Source organism: Paenibacillus sp. L3-i20 (genome assembly GCF_022180385.2).
Taxonomy (GTDB): domain Bacteria; phylum Bacillota; class Bacilli; order Paenibacillales; family Paenibacillaceae; genus Pristimantibacillus.
In genome coordinates this window covers 1,750,424-1,767,499 of sequence record NZ_BQME02000001.1, presented here as the reverse complement: position 1 = coordinate 1,767,499, position 17,076 = coordinate 1,750,424, and the positions used below count along the sequence as shown (strand labels likewise).

The following is a 17,076-nucleotide window of genomic DNA, read 5'->3' as shown; positions in this document are numbered from 1 at the left end:
TGCGTCGAAAGCGTAGAACTACCTACTTCCTTGGCGACTTCGACTGCATTATCATACTAATCTAATCTTCACTATTCATCTATTTTTAAAGGTTTACTAGCAGCATCCACTCCTGTTCCATTAATTTTTCGAATACAAGGTTTGCGTCGTTTACGATTTATTTATATAATGTGCGATCTGTGTTTACAAACTTCTATTAAGATACTCCTATTACTAGAAAATTATTTTCTGTGTTTAAAATGGAGAGCGAGGAAACTACTATCATGAAGAACAGATTCAAATCCTTAATCTGCGGCTCTATAGCCGTTCTGTTGCTATCCCAAACCGTTGCGATTCATTCCGTGAAAGCAGATGCCTATGCTCCATCTACAGGCAAATGGATGACTGGCGAATACCACACTCATACCGTTCAATCAAGCGATGCATCAGAACCATTCATGAAGCTGGAAAATGTGTTGAACGCTGCATTCCGCGAAGACCTTGATCAATTACCAGCTGAAACAATTACTTCCTTCACTTACGGCAAGCCGTTCAATTTCCTTATGCTTTCCGATCATTTACGTAATTCACCACGTGATCCAGACGGCAATAAAAAACCTACTGCTAGATGGGAGGCGATCCGTGATCAGCAAGCGAAGCTGGAACAGCTGCAGGCCTCAGGAAAATATGCAAATAAGATCATCTATCCTGGCTTTGAGTGGGATATGATGGGACTTGATCACGGTTCGGTCGCTATTGTTGATTCAAATGACGATGCCGTACCTGTCGAAGCAATCCGTCAATTCGAATGGCTGTACAGCTACGACACAAGTAATGATCAGTTTCATTCCAATGAGGAAAAACTTTTTGGACCCAGACTGGCTAAGGACGAGCTGAAGTTAAATAAAGATAAAACCTTTGAAGCCATCGCATGGCTTAAAAATAACTACCCCGAAAGCATCGTATTGCCGAACCATCCTTCCCGTCATAACGGTAGCGAGTCCGGCGTAGTTACCATTGAAGACCTTCGTAAGATGAACGATATTGCACCTGACATTGTATTCGGTATGGAAGGAATGCCTGGGGGACAAATGGCATCAAGTGGAAATAGAGCCGAGATGACTGACATTTACGGTGGAGCCGATGTAATGATCGCACAGGTCGGAGGAATGTGGGATGCATTGCTCGGTGAAGGCCGCCAATTCTGGAACTTTACGAACTCGGATCATCATTTTAAAGTAAGTAGCAATCGTAAATATTCAAGCGGCTATTGGCCAAGTGAATACTCTCGGAACTATACATGGGTTGATGGAAATAGCTTTAATGATGTCGTAGATGGCATGCGTTCTGGTAAATCCTTCTCCGTATATGGTGACCTTATTGATGCCCTCGACTTTAAAGCAAGCGGAAGTGGCGAACAAGCTGAAATGGGCGAACAATTGCAAGTTGCTGAAGGCGAAAACACGACCGTAAGCATTCGATTCAAGAGCCCGAAGAACAATAATTACGCTCCAATTAGCGAGCATGCTACTGCTGTAACGAATGACGTAAAAGTCGATCATATTGATCTTATTTCTGGAGAAGTAACTGGCAAACTCGACAAAAGCGAGTATGGAGATACAACAAATGAAACAACCAAAGTTATTAAACGTTTTACCGAAGCAGATTGGGGAAAACCTGATGCAGACGGCTATTATTCCATTACATTTACCGTACCTGCAGATAAGGACCGCTATTATCGTTTGCGTGGGACAAACCTTGATGTCAATGTCGAAGGTTACACAAAAAATGGAGAGCCGCTTCAAGATCAATCCTTTGACCATATCGAAGATAATGAAAAGCGCTTCAACATGATAAATGACCGTAACTATGCAGGTTTGTGGTTCTATTCGAACCCGATTTTCGTTGATGTTACGGAGCAGAATGATTTCACTGATGTGGGCAACCACTGGGCAGCTTCAGCGATCGACTTTGTTGTGAAAAATGAACTATTCACGGGCACATCAAGTACTACTTTTAGTCCTAACAGTACAATGACGCGGGGTATGTTTGCAACTGTGCTTCACCGACTAGCAGACAAGCCAACAGGAGACGACTCGATCGGCTTCAATGATGTAGCCACTGATGACTACTACTATGACGCTGTAGCGTGGGCGAGTAGTAATCGTATTGTGCAAGGGATTGGCGGCAACACCTTCGCTCCTAAGCAATCCATTACTCGCGAGCAGCTTGCATTAATCTGCTTTAACTTTGCCAAGACATTAAATCTTGATATCAGCACCAATCAATCGCTATCTAGCTTTACTGATCATCATCGTGTTTCCCCGTGGGCTATTGATGCTATGCAATGGGCAATTGACAGCAAGCTCTTGATAGGAAATGGAAATGGTAGAATTAATCCTACGGAATCAGTGACTCGTGCCGAAGTGGCAACGATCGTTGAACGTTTGTCTCATAACATCGCTCAATAAACAAAATGAATCTATAACTTGTTATCAGCCCCTTTAAGCAGTCGCTCAAAACCTTATGTCACGATAAGGAATGAGTGACCTTGGAGGGGCTGTTTTTATGGCTGTACATGGACCCGTATTTCAGTTCGCCATTTCATTCTGATGTGCGGAATGAGCAATGTTCCTCTTTTCACACTCCGAATGACTCTATTAGACATTGTGCATATTCACTTCTCATTCATTATTCATTCTTCTCACGGTTTTTCAACTTGATATGCAAGTTTGCGAACGTTCTTACCATAGGTTGGTCTCCTCACAATTAAATCTGACCCTATAATAATATTTATAATTGACACTACCATAGGGGTCAGAATGCGATTACAGTTATATCACTTCCAAATGAGTTTAAATTCGCTCTTATAGCAAAGGAGGCAGGACAGTGTGGAAATTCATCACCGCTAGATTTATTACATTCAAATAAGGTGGAGCCATAGTAGAGAGCTTGGTACGTTTACACACATAATTTGTATATTGGCATTGTATAAAAACAGAGTAAAGGGAGTTTGAGATGGGACGCAGCTGGGCTTTAGTGTTTATTGGAGCATTTATTGAAGTATTCTGGGTGATCGGTTTGAAACATTCTGATTCGTTGCTTCTATGGATAGCAACTATTATAGGTATTGGTGTATCCTTTCTATTCGCTGTTCTGGCATGCCTTAAATTGCCGGTGGGAACGGTCTATGCCGTCTTTACGGGACTCGGAACAACAGGAACTGTTTTGGTAGAAATGTTTGTATTCGGTGAACCTTTTCAAGCACTGAAGATCGGTCTAATTCTTTTACTATTAACAGGTGTGCTAGGACTTAAGATTGTCACTAAAGAACCTCATAAAAAGGGAGTTGCATAACAATGGGCTGGTTATTCCTTTTTATCGCGGGTTTGTCGGAGGTTGTTGGAGTTACAGGTATGAACCTTATCGTTAAAAATAAGAATGCAATGGCAGTTATCGTATTTATTACAGGTTTTTTAACGAGTTTCCTACTCCTAAGTCAAGCTATGTTAACTCTGCCAATGGGCACTGCTTACGCAGTTTGGACAGGAATTGGTACAGTAGGGGGAGCGCTCGTCGGTATGTTCTTCTACGGGGAGTCCAAGGACTGGAGACGTATTATGTTTATAGCGATGGTATTAACAGCAGCTATAGGCTTGAAAATGATCGCCTAAAACAGGCGTGATATAGATGGAAGAAGGACGTCATCCTTCGTCTCGAATTGTAGAGAAGCCCACGTTTTTGTAGAAGCGTGGGCTTTCCAAAGCTATCTATTACCGTAACATTCATAGTGCGAAATGACGGATAACTGATTGGATGTCCCTTTTCACCCGAGAAATTAAGTTCCTTTTAGTGAGCTCGATGAAGTGCTGGAACAATTCGCTCAAGGTAAAACCCACGGACGTATTTTCACCTGCCCTAATCAATAATATTCACATTTCATGCAAAAACACGCCACTACTTGGCGTGTTTTTTTGCTATGATTTCTATTTTATTGATCATATAAGTTGACAATGAGAACGGTTATCAATAATGTAAAAATAGACGATTACCCTCATGCTCACCTTTCCAGATTACCGTCAAATTACTATTGAAATGAGGTATGCAATGTGAACATCGACGTTAATAAGTTAGCAGAACATCTTGCACACACCCCTTTTCAGGTAAAAGGGGTCTATCGATATGCTAAAAATCCAGGTGTGCCTTACGCAGATTATACAGATTCTTTTCCTGGTTTTGTATTTCCACTTACAGGAAAGACACAATTTCAATTTAATGGAACGCCATATATCCTTTCGCCTGGAAAAGTTGTGCATGGGGGCGCAAATATGAAACTAGCCCAAAAACTGTTTGGTAACACCAATTGGGAGTATATTCTTGTTTTATACCGGATATGCAGCTCAGAACTAGAAGAGTCAAGCTTGTCTCATCAGCATTTTGAATTATTGACTGGACAATCCCCTCGTCTTATCGAATTAATTACGCGTCTTTGGCATGTATATAATCAGCGTGGAGGCATTTCAATGTTTCAGACCGAAATGCTCTTTCGCGATGTGCTGAATGAAGCCTTATTATGTGTTGATAATAGACAAAATAGTTGCGAATCGCATACTTTATTCGAACGGGTATCTACTTACATTCATGATTTCTATTATCAAAATCTTACAATTACATCGCTCGCAGAACAATATAACGTTAATCGAAATCGACTTTCTTACGTATTTAGAAGACATGTAGACATGGGACCCGCAGAATATATATTAAAATATCGTATAAATATGGCACAAGAAATGTTATTTACAAGTGATGCACCTGTGCAACAAATTGCACATACTGTTGGGATTGATGACCCCTTCTATTTTAGTAGAGTGTTCAAAAAACAATTTGGTATTTCTCCTACTGAATATCGAGAGAAGTTCATCAATAATCCATCCTAATTTCAACAGGCATCCATTCAAATCCAAAAATTACTTTACTATAATAATGGCTAATCGAAGAAAACATTATGGTGGAGGAATTTTGTATGCCAAAGATTAAAGGTCTGTTAATCTCAATGCTATTATTAGCAGGCATATTAGCAGGTTGTACTGAAACGCCTGCTGAAAATAAAGGATCAACTACAGAAGTTGCATCTACAGCAGCAGTTAGAGTTGAGACGACTGAATGGCCAAGAACATTTAAGGATGCCTTAGGTAAAGAAATTGTTATCGAGAAAAAACCAGAAAAGATAGCTGCGCTGTGGTTTTTTTATCCTGAAATATTAGTTGCATTAGGTGAGCCGCCTGCTGCTTCTACTGATAAGGAGTATCTATCCTCTTTATCTTATTTGAAAGGAAAAATGGATTCATCTGAAGAACTAGGAGATAAATCGTCTCCTAATTATGAAAAAATTTTATCTAGTGAGCCTGATTTTATTCTAGCAACAGAACATCATGAAAAATTGTATGATTCACTAGAAAAAATTGCACCAGTCATAACGATAAAATCCAAGGACATCCATGATGATTGGCAATATGGACTCCGTACAGTAGCCGAGATTATCGGAAAAGAAGACGAAGCGGAAAAAGTCATTGCTAAGATGATGAAAGAAATTATAAGTGGTCGTGAAGCATTTAAGTCGATTCAAGAAGAGACAGTAGCACTTATATTGTCTTGGGATGGAAAAACATTCAATCTTTTAGGTGAAGAAAATTCTGTTTATAGACTTGCTTTTGATAAAGAAAAGGGACTTGGGCTTACACCAGATGATGCAATCATAAGTGCTACTAATAATCTTACTACGTTTGAAGGAATTTCAACTGTTCAAGCAGACCATATTTTCCTTATAGGTGAAATTACAAAACAGGAACAATTAATGAATGACTTAAAACAAAGTAATATATGGAATAATCTGAATGCCGTAAAGAAAGAAAATGTCTATTTAATGGATACTTCCGCTATTACTGGTGGCCCATTAGCTATCGAATATGCTTTACAAAATATAATAAATGCCTTAAATAAGCGCTAAGAAGTCGAGAAAATTCCATCGACATCAATCTTGTGCAACATCCGAATAACAATTTTATTGAAGATCAAAAAAGGAGACGTTATTATCACTTACCAAGCTATTAATCTAAATGAAAAGCTATCTAAATTCAACGATCTTTGGTCTCCGAAAGTCATTGGTGAAATGAATAACTATCAATTTAAGCTCATTAAGATTGCTGGGGATTATGAGTGGCATGTTCATCAAGATACCGATAAAGTATTTATCGTGCACGAAGGGGAGATGATCCTAGATTTCCGTGATGGCCAGGTGAAAATTCCCAAGGGTGAGATGATTATTGTCCCGAAGGGAATCGAGATGAAGCCTTCCGCCGAAAAGGAATGTCACATTATGTTGATAGAACCAAGAAGCGAAGTAAACTCTGGCGGTACCGAATCCGAGGCAAACGCATCCAATGATACCTGGATCTAGTGTTTGTTACTAGTACGAATGCAATGTATGAGAAAATAGAAATATCGGTTTTAATCCCTGCCTCTACAATGAAGGACACCCAATCAGGGTGTCCTTCATCTTGTTCTATAGATGTTACAATGAGCCATATTACAAATAGCGCCTCTACTTGAGCTGGTTTAAGTAGCCGGGTCTACAGCCCTCCGATAACAAGTCATTGATTTGTTCAATCAACGCAGGCAGCTCGCTCATTGATGGAATCGTAAAATCTGCTCCGTACCGAAGATTCTACATCCTATTCGTTAAGAGGACGCCCGTATTTGTCCTTCCACACATCCGACACCCTCGGCATGGAAAGCATGGCACGGATATGGTCAATTTTTAAAATACCCATGGTTGCTTTTGCTTCATCCATCGTAACGACTATGCCGGCATTTTTGAAAATATTTACAAACGCATTAACGGGGGGGGGGGGAGTCAATAGAAAAGTTGAGATTGACCCTAATTTTTACATATGAGAAAATAATGGAAATTTTAATGTGAAGGGAAAACAATGTATGAGTATGGATTTCAAATTCATTCCTATTGCTCAACTTGCAGATAAGTTTCCGGAAGGCTCCTGGTGGGCGAAGTTTTACCAAGATTTTAGTGACGAGCAACTTGCTGCTTATTATGAAGGAGATTTGACACTGCCTTCTCTCAATCTGGATTGGGAGGAACATTTCCCGCATCACAAAGAGGTAATTATCATTTTTATTGATGGGAATTTTACTGTAGGCAATCTCTATAATAAAGAAACAGATGGCGCTATAGGACTTATGGTGATCGGTAATTTAAGTGCAAAAAATATAGCTGTAGGCGGTCAGGAAATATATGTTTCAGGCAATATGATGATTGAGGAAATATTGTGCGGCTCCTACAATCATGGGGAAACGATTGTTAAAGGTGATCTCAATGCTACGGTTTTAGTTCAGGATGATCAGTACAAAGTTAAAGTAGACGGAACGAAATCGATTGCATGCCTAGTAAATGTGTGGGAAGGGGACGGTATACTTCATGAACTGCCAGTGGATATTCATGAAGTGTTGATCGATGAAGTTTTTCTGGATATGGAAGAAGAGGATGTCGACTTTTCTTTCGACACGCTCGTGTCCGTTATTAAAGAAGGGCGCTCTGTAATAAAAAAATTAAATGACTCCCTCACAAGAGAGAAAATTGTTCATGTCTATTTTACCCATAACACGATCAATGAGGAAAATATATTGAAATTGACGCAGTCTATTTTAATGTCGAATGACAAGCCATCGTTTGATTTTCAGGAGCAGGACGTATTTTTCAAAGTTCAGCAAAAACATATTGACGCTGACGGAGATCAACGGGATCTCAGCGTTTATATAAACGATAGCCGGCATCACTATTATATTTGGGTAGAAGATGATCATTCCGTCGGTTTGTTGAGAAGAACCGTTGATGAAGGAGCTGAGTGGGAGAACATTACAGAAGAGTCTCAGGAGCAGCTAACAGAGCTTAGCGATTGCTGGACGATATTGCTCACCTGCGCTAATATGGCTGAGCTTTATTTACGCAACATTGAGGTACAGTATGTGCAAGATATTTTGCAGCACCCTGTAATTCAGGAATTATATTCGGAAGAGGAAGAGAATGACGGGTTCTGGGACGGATCAAAATGTTACAGCTTCCGTCAAGCGCACACGGACGAGGACGGAGACTACCTACATGCTCGAATTGAAATCCTGACTCCTGATGGAGCGTATTATTTTTATACACTGGACAATGAAACTTATATTTCTCGGCATTATCAGCCGCCTGATCAATATGGTAAGCAGGACATCTCCTATTTGAACCTTAGGCGCTGGGAGGCATCAGAGCGGTATTTTTCAAGATTTAAACAATTTATTACTCAGAAAATAGAAATAGGCGTAAATAGTTAGATTTATTTTGCAAGATGTATGCTCTGAAATGTGAACTCTGTCTTCAAGGGCCGTTTTTGACATAGACTAATGTCCGCACTTGCCGAAATAGCTTGATATGATTTAGTAGAAAGGATGATAGAAATGTCAGATGATAACCAAACTCGCCCCCCTACTGGATCTGTTAAAGAAACTGGTCGTTATCCCATCGACCTAACAGGTCCTCGCAGTCACACACTTGCCATTCAGCCTGGTGTGGGCAGTCTATCCATTGGACCATCGCAATTGGGGAAGAAAACAGACCTTCACGTCGCACCGGATGCGCACATCGATTGGACCGTGTTCGATGCTTTTGCTACTCCGGCAGGCTCGCCTTGGCCCCGATTTCTGCATTATGCAGGCAGTGACGTAAGTTTCTTTGACTGGGCACAGAAACGCCCCATTGAAGAGATGACGTGGACTCCAATCTTATCTACAGACACAGAGGTGGACGCTAGAAAGTCCAATTTGCATGGCTTGCATATCCAGTTGGACCAGTCTGGAGGACGTCTAAGCCTGAAGCTTCCGAAGCGAGATTATCGCCTGAGTGTGTCCGGAGATCTATCACGATTCTCGGGCACTGGCAATATGCCATATTCTCTGACATTAGCGCCACGTACTAGCCGACGCAGGAATGATGCTCCTTTCTTGCTACCCGACATGGGCGAGTTACAACAGGTGACGAGCCTGACGCTACACAACTCGCCGTTGGGACAGCCCATCTCGCTAGAATGTCTGGACCGGTTTCCAAACCTAAACTCATTGAGTTTGTGGGGGAACTTCTGCGATTTGGATATGTTGGCTCGCAATGGTCAATTAACGAATCTAGAGCTGCGCTTTATGCCTGATCTGGGTGACTTGCCACCCTTAAACACTTGGGCGTTGCTTGACGTATTTATCGCCTACAACGTGGAAGAGATTACGGGTAAGCGCCTAAGACAGCAAATAAAAACACGTGCTAAAACACGCCCTTGGACAGGACATGTTTCAGTAAGCCAATTGCGAAAGCCTGAGTGGTGGACGACGGAATTCGGCCGCCCTTTCTCATCCTGGCCTAAACGTCAGGCCAAGCTAGCTAACGAAGCTTATAGCATCACACAAGCAACCCTGGCCCAAGCCCGCAGCTTTGCCGATGCCGAGGCAGCCATTACCGCCTTCACCGTGCGCTTCAATACCCTCAAAGGCATCGAAACTACTGAACGTGAAGACCTTGCTGAAGCGGTATGGCAACTAAGTCAATGTGACAACCTGATCGACCAGCCTATAACGGAGGAGATGGCTCAACGCTGGTTCGATGCAGCTCGCGATTACTAATTAAAGTGAGAATATGAATTGGCATGGAGGTCGATTAAACTATGAAAGATGCGTTAATGGAGAGATTAAAGATTTTCCTTCATCGAGAGGATAATCACACACTAGTAGGCATTCCGGCGAGCCAAGAGGAAATTGCTGAGGCACAGCAACGGCTGAGTGTAAGCTTTCATGAGGACTACGTACATTTTATCCGGACGTTTGGTGGAGCGTATGCGGGACTTGCGGTATATGCATTTTCTAATGGCTCTAGCCTCGGAAAAGAAACGGTTGTCGATTTGACCCTGGGGTTCCGAGAGCAATTCAAGGAGCTTCCCTTTGCAGAGATTTTACGAACCGGTTATGTCATCTCTATGGATGGGTCTGGAGATCCGATTATAATCAATCAGGCAGGTAAGGTTTTCATCTTCTATCACGATACTGGGGAGTCCAAGTTATTAGCGGATTCATTCGAAGCGTTGATCGAGGAAAATTTTTATGAATGGTGAGTATTCCAATTCAGTATTTTCAGTTGGCCAACCCTGTGAGTCCAGCCGTATTGCGGTAAACCCGTTACCTTGGTGGAATATAGGAAACTGTAGAATTACTAGAGGAAAGTAGATGATAGGAGGAATTTCAAATGCGCAAAATGTGGAAAAGTAGGGTTTTGATCGATAATCCCGTTGTGCTGGACCGAAATCAGATCGAGCAGGATTTGCGCGGCGGTAAGCAAGTGATTATTCAGTTCTCTCACCCGGATTTTTATGGCTCCATCTTGGAGGAAGTGGATGAGCTTTGCGCGTTCTTTGATGAAAATTTCGGAGTACGTTTCTATGGTCACTATTCCCTCTCGTTCGATGGCCATACTCTCCGGCGGATTCCACATGTCAAAATGCTGCAACTCAATTGTCTCACCAATGCCCATAACACTGAAGCACTAGCCGCGCTGGAACACTTGCGCAATTTACATATCGGCATATTCGAGCTGGAGAATTCAGACATCCTGGGAATTGAGACGCTGCGCTCTCTAAGGGAATTAACGATTATCTCGGATAAAAAAGTGCTCAACTTACAACATTTTAAGGCATACACCCATTTAGAACACTTGCATATCGGGGGCAAGGTGAAAAACCTTGATGCTATAGGCCATCTGGAGGACTTGAATTATCTCGCACTGCATTCGATTAGCAAATTACCGCTACATTTTATTAATCGACTGAAGAAGCTGAAGCACCTTCGCATTTTGCTAGGAGGTCGTGAGCATATTCAAGAAATCGAAGAAAATGAAATTGACCATCTGGAGATTTGTAGAGTCCGCGGTTTTCATGACCTGACCAATATTACGAATTTCCAAGCGCTAACGAGTCTTATGATCGAGGATCAAATCCAACTGAATGAAATCTGCTTTGACCGGGAGATGAAGGCTTTGGAGGAGTTATCTATTTCGAATTGCAAAGCTTTAACTCGCATGACGGGATTGGAGCAATTGTCTTCTCTGCACACGCTTCGCATTTTTAAAACGGCAATTGATTTTGATTCCTTTATTAATCAAATCCTTTCAAGTTCTTTAACAACAGTTGAATTTGCGACTGCCAAAAGCAAAGTAGATCAAGAAATTCAACATTCATTATCAAAGCTGGGTTTTCAAAAATGGAGCAACTCCTTTTAAGGATAATAAGTAATTTCTATACTTGTTCATAAGACTTTGAGTAGGAGCGGTTAATGGATGATTAATCTAAAGGGTATCGGGAAGTTCGAGGAGCTGCCAGAAATTGCGATGTATATTTACAAAGGAAATATTCCTGCTTTGCAGGCTGCAATTGCAGCAGGCTGGGATTTTGAAGAGGGCATCGTACTTAGCAAGCACACCACGTTAAGTCCGCTAGATCTGGCGCTTATATCGCAGAGAATGGATGTCGTAAAGCTCCTGGTGGAGCACGGCGTCGACTTGAATGTCTATCATAATCCGGCATTTTTGCGAGCTGTTCGCTATTGCAAGGAAGATATCATTCGGTACGTTGTGGCGCAAGGAGCCAAGCTGGACAAGCGCAATCAAGTCGGGTCAGACGCATACTCGCAAGCCTACTATGGCAACAAAAACAATATACCGCTCATTCATGAGCTGGGATTAGATATAAAGCTGCATGGCGGTGCTGTATTGCGTCAAGCTGTGTCGGATCATGACTATAAGACACTCACTTATTTGCTCGAGCATGGCGTGGATATCAATTATAATAAACCGGATATGGTTTATCCTCATCAAGCAACTCCGTTAACTGTTGCCGCACGCATCGGTAATCTAGCCATGGTCAAATTATTGATTGAGCGCGGTGCAGACGTAACTTTAGCGGAAAAGGACGGCGAAAGGCCCTATACGATTGCGATCAGCAACAAAAATACAGTTTTGGCAGACTATTTGAAATCACTGGAGCCGGCTGAGTTTCATGATATGGAAAATAAAAAATATGAGCTGAAGAAATATAAATTGACCGATGAACTAGTCAACTTTCTAAGCGGAGACAAGCTGCGCCTTGAGCTAACGAAAAATGACTATGCAATCGATTATATCGATTTTTTCACATTGACCGATACGATCGAGATGAAAGTCGACCGGCAAAAGCTGTTGCGTCTGTCAGCTGATATCGACAATTACTCCGATCTGCAGCTAGTGTGGAATCCGAAGAAAAAAGGCTTGGTAGGCTGTTATGACGTGGAGCATCAGGAATATGCGGATTTGTGCAGCTTTACAGAGTTCCTCGCCCAGCCTGAAATGTACCTCATTAAGTTTCTTGAAGGAGAGTTGTAAATGAAAACCGCTACTGTACACCTGTAGAGAAACAGGTATACAGTAGCGGTTTTTTTCGCATGTTTGAATCATTTCATTATGATTCCTAATGAATTCAAAAGCCATCTCATAGCTGCACAAGATAAATAGCTACTTTTTAAAAACGTCCATAAATGGAACACGATTTTCGAAAGTAGTATTTATATCATCAGCTAGGAACTATAACGGCGGCCGTTCATATAAAAATTGTCCTCGCGACCAACCCGGAACGAAATTTCCAGATCAGGTATACCGAGCGACCGGACATGTCTATCGATCGCCTCGGCCATCTTATCACGTACTTCGTCCCCCCGCTCAAACCACCATACGTCGATGAAAGGGTATGAATCGGTATATTTCCCGTCAAATATAGCGGTAACGTGCAGGCACTCTAAGGTGAAATTATCCGTTCCGCATTGGCAGATTGAGGCCATCTCCTCTACGAGCGATACGCTAATTGCACGAATGCCCTCGGCTGGAATTCCTCTGAAAATTAATTGTGGCATTTAATATCCTCCTGGTCGACTCAAGTCTTATCCTTTTCTTATTGTATATGTACAGGTCTGTGTGAGGCAATCTGATGAGTTATATTTGAATACCTCCAGTGATGGATGCCTGCATTAAAAATTCTCTTCCCTCATATATCCCACTTGTCTTTGTGCGCTGCCCGTTAAATTAATCTTTTACAAGTTCTATACAAGTTTAACTCACTTATCATATATCCACTTGCTACACTAGCTGAATACTTGAAGTTATTAAGATTTTATCAATACACCAGATACTTCATAGAGGGGCTAGATGAATCATGCATACACTACAAAGTGTTAATAAAATAAGAAGGGTAAAAAAGAAAAGAAGAAGATTAATTTTTGTTCTAGCAGCTATCTTTCTATTGATCTTTTTAATAGGGAAACTCACTTCGTCCCCCGAAGAAAAAGTAGTAGCCAATGAACATATCATACAAAGTGACATACTACCGGCAAAAGAAACAGAACCTGTTGAAGAGTCCACAGGTAAAGTTGTTTATTTAACATTTGATGATGGCCCTACTGCATTGACTGATCAATTTTTAGATGCATTAAAAGAACACGATATACAAGCTACATTTTTTATGCAGGGAGTTTACTTACAAAAAACCGATTTACAAGCAAGTGTAAATCGAGCAACAGAAGAAGGCCATTATGTTGGAGCTCATAGTATGACACATGATTATAAAAGGTTATATGATGACGGACTGTTTGTATCAGAGATGAACGATACATTATCTCTTATTCAAGATATCACTGGTACAAATCCTAAGTTGGTTCGTCCGCCTTATGGTTCAGTACCAGGATTGAAGAATCAACAAATTCGCGATCAAATTGACGACGCTGAAATTAAAATTTGGGACTGGACTATCGATTCTCAGGACTGGATATTTAAAGATAATCCAAATCAAATTGTAGAAACGATTAAATTGCAAACGAAAAGAGACACAGAAGTCATTCTCATGCATGAAACACAACAAACCTTACAAGCACTTCCAGACATAATTGCATTTTATAAGCAGCAAGGATATGAATTTCGTGTCTATAATGACGTTGACCATTTTCATCTCAATTTCTATAATGACAAGCGGCTGTGATACCTATGGCATGTGTATGGTTACGGAATCTTCCGCTCACAGAAGAACTTGGCGACCACTCCTTCAGTGGATACCGAGAAGTGATCGCTTTAAGCTGTTGTTCGAGCCAGAGCGGTCAAAGCTGTAAATAAAGCCGGTACAGCATACGGGCTGCTTCTCCGCGCGTGACAGCCTCGCGAGCTCTTATCTGCCTATCTGCAGGAACATCGATCAAGCGCTGTTTCACAGCCAAAGCCATAGTTGGCTTTGCCCAATTCGATATCGTTTCTTTGTCCATGAATGGACTTAGATAGTCATCCGTATTCGAAGGGTAAAAATATCCTTTCTTTTCATGCAGTGATCTTGCGCCGATCGCGGTCATTTCTTGACGGGATATTGTATGATCCGGCCTGAACTTGCCATCGGGATACCCTTCAACGATATGCTTTTTTTCGGATGAAGCGATGAATGGAAGATGCCACTCAGGCGGGTTCACGTCTGAAAAACTCTCCACTGCTGTTTCATCCAAAGCATAAAAGGCTCTTACAAGCATAGCCGTAAACTCTGCACGGGTGAGCAAAGAATCAGGTTCAAAATTGCCGTTGTCTTTCCCGTTGACGATTCCTTTAGCGCTCAGAAATTGTACCGCTTGCTTTAGCTCCGGATCCTTATCTCCAACATCAGGGAACGATTTGAAGTTATCGTCTAAGACATATGTACCTGAACGGTTTATTTCAACCTCCACGCCATTTTTGTCCGAATTCAGCTTTCCGCCTATTGGCTGCTTTATTTTCCCGTTCGTGAAGAAGACGCTGTTACTCGTTGCATTCGTTTGATTTACAGGCAGGATCAGTCCGATATTACTTGATACGTTAGAAAGAACCTTCCCTTGTTCATCTAAAAATTGCACGCGATATCCGCCATTATTTTCTTTGGCCAGCCGAATAACGATAACCGATCGTGAATTGAACAGACGATCTGCGGTCGCAAGATTAACGATTAGTTTCGCGTCACCCGCTTGAACGGTAATATAGTCAAGATCTTTCCGATTGACTAGGCTATCCTTATATAGCTTAAACGTGTATTCATTCTGCTCCGGCAAGGTCGAAACTTCCCCATTAACAGTTAGCTTTCTAGCAAGAACAATCTCGTTGTCCAATAACGTCTGCTCCACCGTAGACTTTGCCTTTAATGCATGGCTAGCTATGCGATCAATTAACTCAGGTGTAATGACAAATTGGTCGTTCAGAAATACTGGCTTTTCGCTGCTTGATTTTGTAATAACAAGCTCTCCCGCTTGAGTCACTCCCTCCACAATAAAGTGATTTTGTTTGTCAGCGATAGGAATTGACTTGACGGCCGTAAGATAAGTATCGGGCAGCATTTTATTGTCAACGACATACAACAAAAAATAGACGGTCACATCCGGAAAACCAGCTCTAGTTGCAGTTGCCCTCACAATGGTCTGCCCGAATTTATTTGCTTTTACGACCTGAATGCCATTCACATTCGATAAGGTTGCAATGCTCGAATCGTCAACGGTATACGTTACTTTTGTCCCCGGCAAATTGTTTGCAGCAATGAACTGTTTCTCGCCAGGCTCAAGCATTGTGAGGAATGGATAAAGGCCGATTTCCGGCGAAGTCGGTAACGCAGGTTTGGCTTTTGTCTCAGAGCCATCATCTGTTGGTTTGTCAGATGTCCCAGGGCGCTTACTAGTTGCCGGGTCTTTCGTGAAAACAATAAGCTTCGGCAAAACAGAAGAAGAATAAGCCCAAGCCCGCAACGTGTGATCTTTTTTTAATACATAATGATACTTTGAAGCTGCATACGATCCTCTTTGGTGAACGGAAACGATCTCATCAAGCCCAGGGAGAACGTTATCGTTTTCCAATGACCAAAGCTGGCCGTCCCCTCGGAAAGCATACATTGAGTCGATATTCGGATCTTGCTTCCAGTGGAATTGAATAATCGATTGAGTATCTATTGCTGTGTGTAATTGTATAGGAATACTACCCGGGTCAGTCCTTGGCCAGATCCATACTGTGCCATCTTGCTTGTAAGCATAGTTGGTATAAATGTCCGGTTGTATGTTAACGATACCTGCAAGTCCTTCAATCTTCTCTGGACCTTCGTTTTTAGAAAGATTATAAGGAAGGTACGAAGCTGCATTCCAACTCCATACCGAACCGTCTGTTTTAACGACGTATACGTTACTACCCATGGACTTTATAGATATGACATCATCAAGCAGCCTTTTTTGGATCATTTGCTCGGGGTCGCCTATTTTACTTCCCCAATACCATACCGAACCATCTGATTTTAATGCGAACAAGGTCTTGTACCCATAGCTGACGTTAAAATTCGCTACAAGTGAAGTTACGTTATTCAAATCTTTAATACTCTTTGGGGTTTTCGAAGGACTGTTTGATAGAATCCTGTCAGGTTTAGCATCCCAATACCATACGGTTCCGTCTTTTTTTAGCGCAACGTAGTTAGTCGTAAAATTAAAATTACTACTCCCTTTCCTTTCAACTACGATTTGTTTCACATCTTGCAAGCCCGGAATTTGTACCAGATTAGCTTTATAGAAAGTATCTGAAGGATTAAGAGGATCTTCCACGGTTCCTATGATGTGCCAACCCCATACGGTTCCATCCTTTTTCGCTAGTAGTATATTCTCGTCAAGGCTGTCGAAATCATCCCCAATTCGTGTATATTCCCCTTCGTTAACGGCTCTTATGTCATTCCCACTTGCCTGAACCGTATCTGAATACGCCGTGAACATTAAAATAAAGCATAACAGTGTTGCTATTAATCGTTTCATTGTCTACCTCCGCCTAAAGTTTCCCATATATTTTCGTTATACTGTTTATCGGATCGCCGACGGCTAACCAATAGCCTTTCTCCTTGTTTTATGTTAATCAAATTAAGAGTAAGGAATGCACGAAATGGGATTCTCTTGGAGTGTCTA

Annotated in this window: 14 protein-coding genes; 12 read left to right on the top strand and 2 right to left on the bottom strand. The window is 41.6% G+C overall.

Annotated features, from left to right (window positions below; translation table 11 throughout):
- Positions 1 to 263: 263 nt before the first annotated feature.
- The 11 genes from MFF31_RS08365 (at position 264) to MFF31_RS08315 (ending at position 12,481) form a co-directional block, all read left to right on the top strand.
- Positions 264 to 2,450, top strand: a complete 2,187-nt coding sequence (locus MFF31_RS08365) for an S-layer homology domain-containing protein (RefSeq protein WP_238187576.1) — start codon at positions 264 to 266, stop codon at positions 2,448 to 2,450.
- A 547-nt stretch (positions 2,451 to 2,997) separates the two neighbouring features.
- Complete coding sequence (locus MFF31_RS08360) at positions 2,998 to 3,336, top strand: DMT family transporter (protein WP_238187575.1); 339 nt, start codon at positions 2,998 to 3,000, stop codon at positions 3,334 to 3,336.
- A 2-nt stretch (positions 3,337 to 3,338) separates the two neighbouring features.
- Positions 3,339 to 3,653 (top strand): DMT family transporter, encoded by a 315-nt coding sequence (locus MFF31_RS08355; protein ID WP_238187574.1) that lies wholly within the window; start codon positions 3,339 to 3,341, stop codon positions 3,651 to 3,653.
- A 435-nt stretch (positions 3,654 to 4,088) separates the two neighbouring features.
- Entirely contained in the window at positions 4,089 to 4,916 is an 828-nt protein-coding gene (locus MFF31_RS08350; RefSeq protein ID WP_238187573.1) for a helix-turn-helix transcriptional regulator, read from the top strand.
- Between the two features lie 86 nt (positions 4,917 to 5,002).
- Positions 5,003 to 5,986, top strand: a complete 984-nt coding sequence (locus MFF31_RS08345) for an ABC transporter substrate-binding protein (protein ID WP_238187572.1) — start codon at positions 5,003 to 5,005, stop codon at positions 5,984 to 5,986.
- A gap of 84 nt (positions 5,987 to 6,070) precedes the next feature.
- Positions 6,071 to 6,436: a cupin domain-containing protein gene (locus MFF31_RS08340; RefSeq protein ID WP_238188529.1), complete on the top strand. Its 366-nt coding sequence runs from the start codon at positions 6,071 to 6,073 to the stop codon at positions 6,434 to 6,436.
- Between the two features lie 536 nt (positions 6,437 to 6,972).
- Positions 6,973 to 8,367 carry a hypothetical protein gene (locus tag MFF31_RS08335; protein ID WP_238187571.1) on the top strand — a complete coding sequence of 465 codons (1,395 nt, stop codon included), beginning with the start codon at positions 6,973 to 6,975 and terminating at the stop codon, positions 8,365 to 8,367.
- 123 nt (positions 8,368 to 8,490) lie between these two features.
- Complete coding sequence (locus MFF31_RS08330; protein ID WP_238187570.1) at positions 8,491 to 9,699, top strand: hypothetical protein; 1,209 nt, start codon at positions 8,491 to 8,493, stop codon at positions 9,697 to 9,699.
- 41 nt (positions 9,700 to 9,740) lie between these two features.
- A complete protein-coding gene (locus MFF31_RS08325) occupies positions 9,741 to 10,184 on the top strand; it encodes an SMI1/KNR4 family protein (RefSeq protein WP_238187569.1) in 444 nt (147 codons plus the stop codon).
- Between the two features lie 131 nt (positions 10,185 to 10,315).
- Positions 10,316 to 11,344: a leucine-rich repeat domain-containing protein gene (locus MFF31_RS08320; RefSeq protein ID WP_238187568.1), complete on the top strand. Its 1,029-nt coding sequence runs from the start codon at positions 10,316 to 10,318 to the stop codon at positions 11,342 to 11,344.
- Positions 11,345 to 11,401: 57 nt separating this feature from the next.
- On the top strand, positions 11,402 to 12,481 hold the full coding sequence (locus MFF31_RS08315; RefSeq protein ID WP_238187567.1) for an ankyrin repeat domain-containing protein: 1,080 nt from the start codon (positions 11,402 to 11,404) through the stop codon (positions 12,479 to 12,481).
- 191 nt (positions 12,482 to 12,672) lie between these two features.
- Here MFF31_RS08315 and MFF31_RS08310 read toward each other — a convergent pair whose 3' ends face one another.
- Entirely contained in the window at positions 12,673 to 13,005 is a 333-nt protein-coding gene (locus MFF31_RS08310; RefSeq protein WP_238187566.1) for a DUF1904 family protein, read from the bottom strand.
- 299 nt (positions 13,006 to 13,304) lie between these two features.
- Between MFF31_RS08310 and MFF31_RS08305 the strand changes: the two genes are divergently transcribed.
- Entirely contained in the window at positions 13,305 to 14,123 is an 819-nt protein-coding gene (locus tag MFF31_RS08305; protein ID WP_238187565.1) for a polysaccharide deacetylase family protein, read from the top strand.
- Positions 14,124 to 14,238: 115 nt separating this feature from the next.
- Here the strand turns inward: MFF31_RS08305 and MFF31_RS08300 are convergent, their stop codons facing one another.
- Positions 14,239 to 16,929, bottom strand: a complete 2,691-nt coding sequence (locus tag MFF31_RS08300) for an S-layer homology domain-containing protein (RefSeq protein WP_238187564.1) — start codon at positions 16,927 to 16,929, stop codon at positions 14,239 to 14,241.
- Between the last annotated feature and the right edge of the window lie 147 nt (positions 16,930 to 17,076).

Bases quoted from the DNA above. Each gene is read 5' to 3' on its own strand.
- MFF31_RS08365 (WP_238187576.1), top strand. From the start codon at position 264: ATGAAGAACAGATTCAAATCCTTAATCTGCGGCTCTATAGCCGTTCTG.
- MFF31_RS08360 (WP_238187575.1), top strand. From the start codon at position 2,998: ATGGGACGCAGCTGGGCTTTAGTGTTTATTGGAGCATTTATTGAAGTA.
- MFF31_RS08355 (WP_238187574.1), top strand. From the start codon at position 3,339: ATGGGCTGGTTATTCCTTTTTATCGCGGGTTTGTCGGAGGTTGTTGGA.
- MFF31_RS08345 (WP_238187572.1), top strand. From the start codon at position 5,003: ATGCCAAAGATTAAAGGTCTGTTAATCTCAATGCTATTATTAGCAGGC.
- MFF31_RS08335 (WP_238187571.1), top strand. From the start codon at position 6,973: ATGAGTATGGATTTCAAATTCATTCCTATTGCTCAACTTGCAGATAAG.
- MFF31_RS08330 (WP_238187570.1), top strand. From the start codon at position 8,491: ATGTCAGATGATAACCAAACTCGCCCCCCTACTGGATCTGTTAAAGAA.
- MFF31_RS08325 (WP_238187569.1), top strand. From the start codon at position 9,741: ATGAAAGATGCGTTAATGGAGAGATTAAAGATTTTCCTTCATCGAGAG.
- MFF31_RS08320 (WP_238187568.1), top strand. From the start codon at position 10,316: ATGCGCAAAATGTGGAAAAGTAGGGTTTTGATCGATAATCCCGTTGTG.
- MFF31_RS08315 (WP_238187567.1), top strand. From the start codon at position 11,402: ATGATTAATCTAAAGGGTATCGGGAAGTTCGAGGAGCTGCCAGAAATT.
- MFF31_RS08310 (WP_238187566.1), bottom strand. From the start codon at position 13,005: ATGCCACAATTAATTTTCAGAGGAATTCCAGCCGAGGGCATTCGTGCA.
- MFF31_RS08305 (WP_238187565.1), top strand. From the start codon at position 13,305: ATGCATACACTACAAAGTGTTAATAAAATAAGAAGGGTAAAAAAGAAA.
- MFF31_RS08300 (WP_238187564.1), bottom strand. From the start codon at position 16,929: ATGAAACGATTAATAGCAACACTGTTATGCTTTATTTTAATGTTCACG.